This is a genomic window from Luteolibacter sp. AS25, assembly GCF_046736275.1.
In the GTDB taxonomy this organism is placed as follows: domain Bacteria; phylum Verrucomicrobiota; class Verrucomicrobiia; order Verrucomicrobiales; family Akkermansiaceae; genus Luteolibacter.
This window is the reverse complement of the sequence record NZ_CP151837.1, coordinates 982,582-994,704: the sequence shown is the minus strand read 5'-3', so window position 1 is coordinate 994,704 and position 12,123 is coordinate 982,582. Positions and strand designations below refer to the sequence as shown.

The following is a 12,123-nucleotide window of genomic DNA, read 5'->3' as shown; positions in this document are numbered from 1 at the left end:
AAAGCGGAAAAGCCCGTAACTCCTTGACTGTCTGATTTTTCTCTCTATAAGTGAGCAAAGTTATGCCTGCGAGTCACCTGCCACATAAAATCATCCAGAAGGATGGGCAACTCCTGTATACACGTCCTTCGGGTGAAATGGTGCCGATGTCAAAATTGGCACTGATCTGTCGCTTCCGCATCGATAAGATTTGTGAAGCCACTGATGTTTCACCCAGACACCTTCGCCGCATGTTTGATCAGACACTCGGAATTAGCCCCAAACAGTGGCTAAAACTTGAGCGTATGGTGATTGCGCGAAACATCCTCAAAGGTGATGGATCGATTAAGGATATCGGAGAATACCTCGGCTTCATGTCCCAAAAGGACTTCTACCGGGAGTTTCGCGATTTTTACAAAATTGGTCCTTCAAGCTATCGCGACCAACAAGCTGAGCGCGTCATGACTCAGCTTGGTTGGTCAAACTAGCCCTACATTGCAGGTCTTCTACGTTCAGTAGATTGGAGCTCCATATTCGTACTCCATTTCGTCCGAGCTCGCGCTGCCAGCTCCTTGGATCCGTTCTTTTGTCCAATTGTAACCTACTTTTGTATCCCTCCAGACGCCGATAGATGTGTTGCAGGAAACCATTGCAAGAACCGAAATTGACAGAATTAGATATTTCATAAATTCTCTTTAACTTATATTTACCTCTAAGTAAATCTAAATTTCTACCAGGCGAAGCTCATCGGCCTGGTAGATTCGCTCTATCTTTCCCTTCACATCCAGAAGCAATTCCCCTTCATTGCCGATCCCTCTGAGAATTCCATTCTTTTGGTTTCCAGCCGATTTCATGGTAACTTCGCAATCGACCATCGCACAACGTTCGCGGATCCCTTCCAGAATGCTTTCAAAGTCAGATTCGATCCTGTTCACATAGTTCCCCAGCCGCTGAACGATCTTCAGCAAGACATCCGCACGGGAAACCTGGTTTCCGGACTCCTTGCCCAGCGAGGTCGCATTGAGCCCATCGGGGAAGTTCATTGTGTTCACGTTGATCCCTATTCCCAGCACTACATAGCTGCTGCCCGCTTCAACTAGAATTCCTGCAATTTTCTTATTATTTACCAGAACGTCGTTGGGCCACTTGATTTCAGCCAATGGCACATAGCTTTCCAGCGCCTCCGCTACTGCCAGACCCGCGGTAAGAGCCAGGCGATACCAGAATGCCTTCGCAGCCACCGGCTTCAACAAAACTGAAAAAGCCAATCCGTCCCCCTTCCCACAAAACCACTCGGCCCCCCTCCTACCCCTACCTGCGGTCTGCTCTTCCGATATCAGAATCAACCCTTCACCCATCCCGGACTCCGCCAATTTCTGCAGCTCATCGTTCGTAGAGGAAACCTTTTCCCTCCATAAAATCCGAAATGGATCAGGCATGAAGGGCGCCACTTCGCTGAATTCATTCATACGTCGTGCAGACCTAGTCCAAATTTACAAAATCCAGACCGATATCCAGACTCGGAGCGGAATGGGTCAAAGTACCCACGGAGATAAAATCCACTCCAGTCTCTGCAATTCCTACGACTGTTTCCAGATTCACGCCCCCACTGGCTTCCAATCTTGCCTTGGGAGCCCTCTCCCGCATTTCCACTGCTTCGGTCAGCTCTTCTAAACCCATATTATCCAGCAGGATGTGATCCACCCCATCTAGCGTGAGGAAGTCGGAAACCTGCTCGAGATTATCCGCTTCAAGTTCTACTTCCACGTGAGGCTTGTCTGATTTCAGGCGCCGTATTGCCTCCTGCAATTGCTCCAGCTTACCTTCCGCCACCAAATGGTTATCCTTCACCATCGCGCGGTCGAAGAGGCCAATGCGGTGGTTCTTCCCTCCACCATCCTTCACCGCCTTCTTTTCTAGCAAACGGTATCCAGGAGTGGTCTTGCGCGTATCCAGAATTTTGGCCCGCGTGTGTTTCACGAGGTCGACATACCGGGACGTCATAGTCGCCACACCGGAAAGCCTCTGGAGAAAATTTAATGCTGTACGCTCCGCAGTGAGAATTGATCGTGCCTTGCCCTCCACCCTAAGAAGCATGGCACCAGCACCAACCTTGCTCCCGTCCTCGACCAGCATCTTCACGTCCAGATCTGAATCGACTTCCAGGAAAACATCCCTTGCCAATTCCACACCGGAAACCACGCCTGACTGTCTCACAGTTACAAAAGCTCTGGATACCCGATTCTCAGGAATGAAATATTCAGAAGTAACATCGCCATCACCGATATCCTCCTCCAACGCCATCATGATCAGCTTGTGCGACATACCTCTATCTATCTTCTCTTTCCTAATTTTGAAATTTTCTATTTCGAAACTTATTTCCCCATTACAGTCACCACAATCCGACGATTATGCGGTGCACGACGGTGTTCAAAGGCAAAAATCCCCTGCCACGTCCCCAGAACCATGTTTCCATCTATAATTGGAATCACCTCGCTGGATCGTGTAAGCGCCATACGAATGTGGCTGGGCATATCATCGGGTCCTTCCAGCGTATGGATAAAATCCGGATCATTTTCGTCCACCAATCTATCAAACCAACGCTCCAGATCACGCCTGGCCGTAGGATCCGCGTTTTCCATTAGGATAAGGCTCGCACTCGTATGACACAGGAACACGGTAACCTGGCCATTGGAAACACCGGATTCACGGATTACCCGGTGAACTTGATCGCTGATTTCGTAAGTACCCTTCCCGCTCGTCTGCAACCTCAGCTCGTCAGTGAAAATTTTCATAAATCAATTATGACGCATACACAATCGATGAAAAGCCAGGAGTGATTGGACTACAATTCTGCTGTATCCCGCTTTGCTGCATTCACAAACTTCACAGATGTCTCGGATATTCTCTCAACCCGGAAAAACCTACCATCTGTAGCCTCTATCAAGACACCAAGTTCCGCGGCCGATTCGAGGCCCGCCATCGCTCCCGCCCTTTGCAAAGCAGCTTCCTGAAAAATATCCGCTGATCCGGCCGTCTGAAACTCCACCTTCCACATCAACCCCGTGGAAACTTCTCCATCGGCGAAAAGCGCATATCCGTCTTTTGACCAATCTCTGGCCACCTGTTCGGCGATACCCACATCGCCCAGCTCGGAAATCCACAAACGAATCCCTAGGTATCCGGCACTTTCCTCCAGGTAAATCTCATCCTCTATTTCCGGAAAATCTACCTTACCTCCCCTTTTCTCAGCATTCGGAAACACCACGCCAAAGGTCGATTCCGGTAAGTTCCTCATTCCATCCGAAAACTCTTCAACTCCCTTCACGTAGAGCGTATCCGCGAGATTTTTTCCCTCCATGGCCGGAAACATCGTTAGCCCCTGTATGAACTCGGAAAGCACCAAAAGCAGCCTTGCCGCCGCACTGTTCTCGTTGCTCGGCAAGAAGCCAATTGCCCTCGCGTTCGCTGCATAGAACCTTGATTCAGCCCCCGATGCAGCTCCGGCATGCAGAGCCTCTTTTGCCCGCGCAGCATCGTCTCCCGGATACACCGAAGAATCGGGAAAATGCTGATCCAGCAGAACTCGAACCAGCAATCTCAGCAAAACAGCCTGGTCAGGAATATTCTTAAGATCGAAATCGTCCGTCACCCAGGCATCACCCGATTCCTCATCAAACCACCCCTTCGCGCCCACCGACTTGATAGCCACCAATTGCTCTAAAAGTTTATCTCCCGGATCCAACCAACCTATTCTCTGGAACGCCTCCTGCCGGTCATCGATACCCTGTGGCCCCATGCGGCTCTCTATCGCCGCTTCTATCCTGTAGCCCAGTTCCTCGCCAGCCACCATATGAACCACCGGACTCGCCAGAAATTCCAGACCGTAATCCTCCTGCACCTGGTCAATCATCTCCTGTGGCACGGCAAACTCTCCACCACCCTGCGCCAGGGACCTCAATGACTCGTTTTCCCGCTGAAGCAATTCAATCTCCTCACTCGCTATGCGCAAGCGATCGTCCGCAGTCGCCCCATTTCCGGATGTCGAAGTTCCCGCGCCGCGAGAGCCATACATCCATCCGCCAGTACCGAATGCAGCTCCAACCAAGAGCGGCAGCAATTGTCTTGCCGAAATCATCGTGGAAAAATTCTAGTTATCCGGCGGTAGGTCGAACGGGTTCACCTCCAGCGCACTCGGTCCTCCATAGACATCCTCGGCAGTCGCACCCGGAGTCAACGTTATCGAAATCGGAGCACTCCGGTTTCCCAGAGCATCATAGGTGTAGATAAATCTTCTAACCGGCATTTCATCACCCGTGTTCGGATCGATCCGCTTCACTCTGGAGTCGAACATCTGCTCTTCCACCAGTAGGCCGTCCTGCTTCCGGTAGCCATAGCGTGATTTATACATCTCGTTTTTCTGCCCGTCGTAAATCTTACAATTCATAGGATTCCCATGCTCATCCATCCGGTAAACCGTCAGGAGGAAAGGCACTCCGTTTGCAGTGAAAGTCTTCTTCGTCAGCGTACGGTTATCCGGGCTCCGCTTGAAAATCGTCCGCGAACCATCGTCGTGCTTCGTCACACGGACATTCGGTCCATCCACCGCATCAAACCCGATATCGTCAGCTCCGCAGCAGACCGATAAAGTGAGCAACAGACAGCAAAAAAACTTTAATGTCTTCATCCCGCGATCCTCCACAAGAACACTTCAGCCCGCAAGAAGCGAATTCCTGGCACATTCATATCAACCCCTTATTGTTACCACCACCCCATCGCGCAGTAGTTCGCCCGAACCGTCCACGTTCCGCTTCAGATATCCCAGTCCGATATTTCCTGAAACACTCGTCACCTCGCCGCAAACCTTACCCTCCCCATTCAGGATCTCCCCGGGAGTCACCTCCGCCTCGAAATTCAACTTCGTCAGTGTCCGATTCACCTTCCCGGCACTCTTGATCCGCGAAATTACCTCCTGCCCGATATAGCAGCCCTTGTTGTAGGAAATATCAGTCGTATCCAGCCCCGCCTCAGGCGGCAACATTCCCTCTTTCAGCTCCGCCCCCCATTTTGGAAAGCCAGCCTTGATCCGAGCCTCCTCATCCAAAGTATCCGGGAAATCAAAATCTCTCGTCGAAATCTCCCGGGTCCGGTCCTTCACCTCCACATCATCGGCAATCAGATACCGGGTAAGCCTCGCCTCCAGATCTTCTGCCGCGCCTTCCTGGCAAAATACCACAACAGCTTCAGGCCCAGCTCCTGCCAGCCAAATCCGGAACTGCAACTTCCCTTTCGCATCGGTCACGCAACTCGGCAGCACCTTTGTGCCACCCATCACCAGCCGCACATCCTGGGTCACCTGCCCGTTGAGAAATCGTACCGCATCAGGTCCGGTAAACTCAAGAACTCCCGGGGTTTCCCCCAAATCCATCTGCATTATTTTGATCCTATTTTAAAATTTATACTTACTTATTCTGCCAGAGCGCCTTTACCAACGCCGAATAATCCAAATCATCGTCCCCACGCTCACACATCATTTCCATCTGGGCGGAAACCACCGAAATCCCGGGAAGATCCACACCTACCGATTCCCCCAGTTCCATCGCATATTTGCTATCCTTCAGCATATTTGACATTGTGAAATGCGCATCGAAATCGCCCTTCAGCATTAGTGGATATTTCATCTCCATCATCTTGGATCCGGAAGCATTCGCCATCGCACAATCAGCAAACACCTTCGGGTCCACTCCGTTCTTCTCTGCTATCACCAGCGCCTCGCTCATTGCCTGCACGTAGCTCGCACTGATCAGGTTTGTGCCCAGTTTTACCACCGTACCAGCACCTATATCTCCACATCGTTTTACGGCCTTGGAGCTCACTTGCAGGACCGGCCTGACCTCGTCAATCAGCTCTTCGCTACCGCCCAGGTAGTAAAGCAACTGCCCTTCGGCTGCTGCATCCTTGCTACCGGTAAACGGCGCGTCCAGAAACTTGCATCCGATCTCCCTGCACTGTTCGGCCAACCACAGCGTAGTGGATAGATTGATCGTCGAGTGATTCAGGAGAATGCATCCACCCTTCAGCGACCCTTTTATCTTTCCAAAGACCTCCCGCGTCATCGGCACATCCTTCAGATACATCGAGATAAAATCCGCACCCTCGACAGCCTCATCGGGAGTCTTGGTCTCGCCATCCAATTCACGGAAAGTCCTGCTCCAACAGGAAACAGGATAACCCGCTTTTATCAGATTCTCCCGCACTCGGGATCCCACGATTCCCAATCCTAAAACAGCTACCTTCTTCATCGGACCAGTGCCTGAAATCACTTCTTACGCTGAAGCGCCAGTTTGACCAATTCGGCCGCCTGCTCGCGGATCTCCTTGATCTTCTCCGGTGTCGGATCCTGGCCTTCTTCCATAACCATCTCGTGTCTCAATCCAGCCAGTAGATTGCGGATATCAATATAGTTCTCTCGCTCGGAAATCCTTGGCTCCAGCCCGGCAACACTCTGCGAGTAATAATCCGCGATATCCTCACGCATCACCTTGCTCGCACGCTCCGGAGAAAATTGGTTATCCACCGCGACCGTGGAAACCTCCAGCGCGCGGATCCATCCACCCAGGGAAATCAAATGCGCAAGATCCGCATCTCTCAGTCTCACCAGTTCCACCTCCACGTCACGTTGGGTCGATGCCAGCTCCTTCTTTAGCTGCTCCACATTCTGCTCCTTCGCACTTTCCAGAAGACCTGCCGCATGCCGGTTGATCCGGTCACCCGCACCCAGCGCCTTGCCATATCTTGTCATTTCAGCAGCCATCCCTTCCACCTTTTCCATCTGGCCCGCCTGCACGATGAGGAAGCCATCCGCGATCAAAAATCCTAGCTCGATAGCAAGATCGGCACGATCCAGCGGCATCCGCTCACTCGTCTCACGCTGCGTCTCAATAAGCGGCAAAGGCATCAGAAACTGAAGCGTATCAAACAGCTTGGAAATCGATGGGGCAGTGAACTCATTCACCCCCAGTTCCGCTCGCACATGATCATCGCTCAGCAAATCCTCGGGGACCTCAGTCCGCACCGCTCCCTCCTGTGCAAATGCACTCCCGGCGAGAAAACCGCTGAACAATAAAGATATATGAAACTTCATGGGTAAAAAATGGCACCTCCTTCATGCCTTCGCAATGGCCAATTCACACCAATCTTCGCCCAAACTCCATTCAGAACCCACACCCACTTGACCATCCCACCGCATTAATCTATCGAAACTGCAACGTATCACATCATGTCCAACACAATCATCTACACCAAAACCGACGAAGCTCCGGCCCTCGCCACCTATTCTCTCCTCCCGATCGTCGAGGCATTTTCAAAACCTGCTGGCATCAATGTGGAAACGCGCGACATCTCCCTCGCCGGACGCATCATCTCCCAGTTCCCGGAACTGCTCTCCGAAGATCAGAAAATCCCGGACAATCTCGCCGAACTCGGAAAAATGACCCTCCAGGCGGATGCGAACATCATCAAGCTGCCGAACATCTCCGCCTCCGTTCCCCAGCTGAAAGCAGCGATCAAGGAAATCCAATCAAAAGGCTTCCCGATTCCGGACTTCCCGGAAACTGCCTCCACTCCCGAGGAAAAGGAAATCCGCGCGAAATACGCCAAGGTGATGGGCTCCGCCGTTAACCCTGTTCTCCGCGAGGGCAACTCCGACCGCCGCGCTCCTAAAGCAGTAAAAGACTACGCGAAAAAGCACCCGCATTCCATGGGGGCATGGTCCAAGGACTCCCTCACAAACGTCGGAACAATGGCCGGAAACGGCGACTTCTTCTCAAACGAGAAATCCGCAATTGTTCCCGAAGCCACCGAGGTCACCATCGAACACACCTCCACGGACGGCACTGTCACCACTCTCAAGGAAGCATTCCCGCTCCTCGCCGGCGAGATCATCGACGGAACCTTCCTATCCAAGGACGCGCTCACAACCTTCCTCGACTCACAAATCGCCGAAGCCAAGCTCGCAGGCGTGCTTTTCTCCCTCCACATGAAAGCCACCATGATGAAGGTCAGCGACCCGATCATCTTCGGCCATGCAGTCAAAGTATTCTTCAAGGATGTCCTCGCACTCCACGCGGAAACCCTCGCCCCACTCGGCATCGACTATAACAACGGCTTCGGTGATCTCATCGCGAAAATCGAAACACTTCCGGCCGAGCAGAAAGCCGCCATCGAGGCAGACATCGCCAAAGCTTACGAAAACGGCCCGGACCTCGCCATGGTCAACTCCGACAAAGGCATCACCAACCTCCACGTCCCTTCCGATGTCATCATCGATGCCTCCATGCCAGCCATGATCCGCACCTCCGGCCAGATGTGGAATGCCGAGGGCAAACAACAGGACACACTCGCTGTCATCCCGGATTCCTGCTACGCGGGCGTTTACCAGACCACGATCGATTTCTGCCGTGAAAACGGCGCGCTCGATCCTACTACCATGGGCTCCGTCCCGAACGTGGGCCTCATGGCAAAAGCAGCCGAAGAATATGGCTCCCATAACAAAACCTTCGAAATCCCGTCCGACGGCACCGTCAAAGTCACCGACTCCGCCGGCAACGTCCTCCTCGAGCACACAGTTCAAGAAGGCGATATCTGGCGCGCATGCCAGACCAAGGACGCCTCCATCAAGGATTGGGTGAAACTCGCCGTCAACCGCGCCCGCGCCTCACAGACTCCAGCCATCTTCTGGCTCGATGAAGCACGCGCGCACGACGCCAACATCATCGCCAAGGTCAAAACTTACCTTGCGGATCACGATACCTCCGGCCTCGATATCACCATCGAAGACCCGGCAGCGGCCTGCCTCACCACGCTCAAGCGCATCGTTAAAGGTGAGGACACCATCTCCGTCACCGGAAACGTCCTCCGCGACTACCTCACCGATCTCTTCCCGATCCTCGAAGTAGGCACTTCCGCGAAAATGCTCTCCATCGTTCCTCTCATGAACGGCGGCGGCCTATTCGAGACAGGCGCAGGTGGCTCCGCTCCGAAGCACGTCCAGCAGTTCACAGCGGAAAACTATCTCCGTTGGGATTCCCTCGGTGAGTTCTTCGCACTCGCGGCTTCCTACGAGCACCTCGGCGATACCCAAGGGAATGCGAAGGCAAAAGTCCTCGCAGCTACCCTCGACGCTGCCACAGGCCAATTCCTCGAGCACGATCGCTCCCCGGGCCGCAAGCTTGGCACCATCGATAACCGCGGTTCACACTTCTACCTCGCTCTCTACTGGGCACAGGCACTCGCCAACCAGTCCGACGATGCGGAACTCAAGGAGCAGTTCACACCAGTCGCGGCCGCACTCACAGAGAACGAAGAAAAAATCGTTTCAGAGCTCATCGCAGTGCAAAGCTCACCGGCAGATATCGGCGGATATTACCTCCTCGATGACGAAAAGGCCTTCGCCGCCCTCCGCCCGAGCAAAACACTCAACGATATCCTCGCGGAAATCTGAAACTGCGCAACGGCATAGAATCGATGTGGAAAGCTCTCATAGGCATCCATATCGCCCTCCTTTGCCCTGCCACCGCAAAAGATCCCGGCGCAGCGGTTTTTGAAAAATCCTGCGTCGCTTGCCACGGCAGAAAAGCCGGCGGCAATGCCGAACTCAAAGCCCCGCCACTCGCGGGGCTTCCTGTTTGGTATACCACATCCCAGCTGACCCGCTACTTCAAGGGCCTCCGCGGCAGCCACCCCGAGGATATATTCGGGCTCCAGATGGCAGCAATCGCCGAAGGGTTAACCCAAGCGCAAATCAAAGATCTGGCCACCTACCTGGCAGCAATCCCCCCCATCAAACGCCCACTCCCAAAGGGTGACCCCGTCCGGGGAAAGGAACTTTACCTGGAGCGCTGCGCGGAATGCCACCGCTTCGATGCGAGTGGGGAAATTACCTTCGGCAGCGCACCGCTCGCTCGTTTCCCTCCGTGGTATCTGAAGCTCCAGTTCGGAAAATTCAAATCAGGCCAGCGCGGCTATCTACCCGCCGATTCCATAGGAGCAAAGATGAAAGGCATTGCATCCGCCACCATTTCAAAAAGTGAGCTAAATGACGTTATTTCATATATCTCGGAATGTAAGTAGTTTCGCAGCAGATCCATATATATCCATTCAGCAACCACCAACCCGATATCAGTCATCCGAATTAATCCACATTCGACGCTGTTTGCCTCAAGACCCAGAAATTCGGTAAAAAGTCGTTATCAATGCTAACAAACAGTCGGCAAAGATCGGTTTATTCGTAGCCGAAGCCGCGAGAGATGGACTTCGATTACCGTGTGAGTAACCACTGTTGCCCCCGTGTTCAAAAAAACATTTGGTTAATTCGCCCAAATAGTATACCAAGGTTAAAATTACTCTAAGATATTCAATGTTTTACCGGAATAAACCACTTCTCCTATCCTGCCTTCTTCTTTCTGTCAGCACACTTTCACACGCCCAGAGCCCAAGCGGTTTTTACGATCTGGATTTCTCGGGAAACGTCCAGGCGACGAACGGAAACCAAGCAACCTTGGGTCCTTTCTATGATGGCACTACCCTCGATTTCGTCAATGTCTCTCCTACTTCCGGTGAGAGCATCGACCTCCGAACCACCGTCACAACCCAAGGCGATTACTTCTTCTACGGCTCTTTTCCGGATTACAGCACCGCTACCGGAGAACCGGACGGAGATCTAGGCTATGTGTACGGAGCTAATTCCGCTGGAACAGGCGGGATCAACTATCAGCTCGATTTCTTTCAAGGCGGCGGAACCTTTTCCGATAGTTTAGCTCTAAACGACTTCCGCCTCATGATCTATGATGTGGACGGCGAGGATATCCAAAGCGAGTCAGTCATCGTGGATACTGCGGACGGTTTCTACGGATACCAGCTGCCAACTTCCAACGATGTTGCAATCGTTGATATAGGGGGCGGCAAATTCCGCTTCACTGGTCCTGGAGTAAACCGGCCCGAGACTGATCCTTCAGCTGCCGTTATCCTTTTCTTTAGAAACACGTCTACGATCAATCTGACGATGGAATCGACCACCAGTGGCGAAACTTTCCCAAACTATGTATTCTCCGCGATCGATGGAGATCTTAGCCTCCTCGGTAACACCCCGCAGGATTTCGGGAGTTTCACGGCAGTACCGGAGGTTTCCACCACTCTCCTCGGCTGTCTCGGCAGCTTGCTTCTCATGCGCCGCCGCCGGTAGCATCGCGTAAATTTGGCCTCGCATCGGCCCGCATGTGGTCTAGATTTCCCTGAACAGAAAGACCTACCCATGGATCGTATCAAGCTTCCAGCAATCTCAGTCGTCGCACTACTGGCCCTCACTTCCTGCGGTCTCAAGCAATCCGTTGAAATCGTAAAACCAACGGAATTCCTCACGGAAACACCTGCTGACACCACAGCCAGATTCTCCAGACTTCCGTTCCGGCACTCATGGCGTGATCCATCCGTAAACATGGAGGATTATAAGAACATAGTCGTCCGCCCGGTCACCACCAAATATCTCCGTGAAGATAAATGGGAGGACAGCAAGTCCGAGGAAATCCCGGATCTGAAAACCTACGAGAAAAAGACCAATGAGCTCGCCCGCTATTTCACAAAGAGACTCGACGTAGCTTTCTCGGATCCCATCTGCATCTTCTATAAAACAACCGACGCCTCGAAGCCGAACACAGCCATTCTAGAAGTCGCGCTCATCGAAGCACACTATCCGAATCCAGAGCTGGGGCCCCCGCTCGATATTCCCGTATGCGCCTTTGAAGCCCGTGTGAAGGACGCGAAGACCGGCAAGGTCATCGTTACAGTTTCGGACCGCCGCGGCCCGGATTTGCATATCAGCGGAGATGAAACACACTTCACGGACAACAAGGAGATCTGCAACATTTGGGCCAGACAGCTCATGGAAGGCTCCAACAGAGAAATCTTCGCCACCGTTCGTCGGGAGATGATTAAGCTGACACCCGAACCTCAGTAAGGATCCCCCGGAAGCAGGCGGAGCCGGATGACCGGACTCCGTATCTTGCACCCCGCTTAGGCAATCAGATTTCAGGGCGTAATTTACCCGTTGCTGCCGTGCCTCGTGCTGCGGAGTCGATCAAGCCTATT

At 52.8% G+C, this 12,123-nt stretch carries 13 protein-coding genes; 5 read left to right on the top strand and 8 right to left on the bottom strand.

All coding sequences use genetic code 11. The features are described 5' to 3' along the window. Positions 1–62: 62 nt before the first annotated feature. A complete protein-coding gene (locus AAGA79_RS04645; protein WP_411827610.1) occupies positions 63–467 on the top strand; it encodes a helix-turn-helix transcriptional regulator in 405 nt (134 codons plus the stop codon). Positions 468–701: 234 nt separating this feature from the next. Here the strand turns inward: AAGA79_RS04645 and AAGA79_RS04640 are convergent, their stop codons facing one another. Genes AAGA79_RS04640 through AAGA79_RS04605 form a run of 8 tightly spaced genes read right to left on the bottom strand, consistent with a single transcriptional unit; the run spans position 702 to position 7,123 of the window. Beyond that, on the bottom strand, positions 702–1,448 hold the full coding sequence (locus tag AAGA79_RS04640) for a biotin--[acetyl-CoA-carboxylase] ligase (RefSeq protein WP_411827609.1): 747 nt from the start codon (positions 1,446–1,448) through the stop codon (positions 702–704). Positions 1,449–1,461: 13 nt separating this feature from the next. Next, positions 1,462–2,304 (bottom strand): carboxylating nicotinate-nucleotide diphosphorylase, encoded by an 843-nt coding sequence (nadC, locus tag AAGA79_RS04635; RefSeq protein ID WP_411827608.1) that lies wholly within the window; start codon positions 2,302–2,304, stop codon positions 1,462–1,464. A 50-nt stretch (positions 2,305–2,354) separates the two neighbouring features. Next, a complete protein-coding gene (locus AAGA79_RS04630; protein WP_411827607.1) occupies positions 2,355–2,774 on the bottom strand; it encodes a secondary thiamine-phosphate synthase enzyme YjbQ in 420 nt (139 codons plus the stop codon). Positions 2,775–2,824: 50 nt separating this feature from the next. Further along, positions 2,825–4,117, bottom strand: coding sequence for a hypothetical protein (locus tag AAGA79_RS04625; RefSeq protein WP_411827606.1), 1,293 nt, complete (start codon positions 4,115–4,117; stop codon positions 2,825–2,827). Between the two features lie 12 nt (positions 4,118–4,129). Next, the gene (locus AAGA79_RS04620; RefSeq protein WP_411827605.1) at positions 4,130–4,666 is read right to left on the bottom strand and encodes a hypothetical protein; all 537 of its coding nucleotides are present in this window, start codon (positions 4,664–4,666) and stop codon (positions 4,130–4,132) included. A gap of 60 nt (positions 4,667–4,726) precedes the next feature. Next, entirely contained in the window at positions 4,727–5,413 is a 687-nt protein-coding gene (locus AAGA79_RS04615; RefSeq protein ID WP_411827604.1) for a YgfZ/GcvT domain-containing protein, read from the bottom strand. Positions 5,414–5,441: 28 nt separating this feature from the next. Next, the gene (locus AAGA79_RS04610) at positions 5,442–6,302 is read right to left on the bottom strand and encodes an NAD(P)-dependent oxidoreductase (protein ID WP_411827603.1); all 861 of its coding nucleotides are present in this window, start codon (positions 6,300–6,302) and stop codon (positions 5,442–5,444) included. After that, on the bottom strand, positions 6,299–7,123 hold the full coding sequence (locus AAGA79_RS04605; protein WP_411827602.1) for a hypothetical protein: 825 nt from the start codon (positions 7,121–7,123) through the stop codon (positions 6,299–6,301). The genes AAGA79_RS04610 and AAGA79_RS04605 overlap by 4 nt, the downstream gene beginning before the upstream one ends. 135 nt (positions 7,124–7,258) lie before the next feature. Here AAGA79_RS04605 and AAGA79_RS04600 point away from each other — a divergent pair, with 135 nt between their 5' ends. From AAGA79_RS04600 to AAGA79_RS04585, 4 genes are all read left to right on the top strand, one after another. Then, positions 7,259–9,481: an NADP-dependent isocitrate dehydrogenase gene (locus AAGA79_RS04600; protein WP_411827601.1), complete on the top strand. Its 2,223-nt coding sequence runs from the start codon at positions 7,259–7,261 to the stop codon at positions 9,479–9,481. A 23-nt stretch (positions 9,482–9,504) separates the two neighbouring features. Beyond that, positions 9,505–10,110, top strand: coding sequence for a c-type cytochrome (locus tag AAGA79_RS04595; RefSeq protein ID WP_411827600.1), 606 nt, complete (start codon positions 9,505–9,507; stop codon positions 10,108–10,110). Positions 10,111–10,396: 286 nt separating this feature from the next. Continuing rightward, positions 10,397–11,221, top strand: a complete 825-nt coding sequence (locus AAGA79_RS04590; RefSeq protein WP_411827599.1) for a hypothetical protein — start codon at positions 10,397–10,399, stop codon at positions 11,219–11,221. 69 nt (positions 11,222–11,290) lie between these two features. Beyond that, positions 11,291–11,992 (top strand): DUF3313 family protein, encoded by a 702-nt coding sequence (locus AAGA79_RS04585; RefSeq protein ID WP_411827598.1) that lies wholly within the window; start codon positions 11,291–11,293, stop codon positions 11,990–11,992. Positions 11,993–12,123 lie beyond the last annotated feature (131 nt).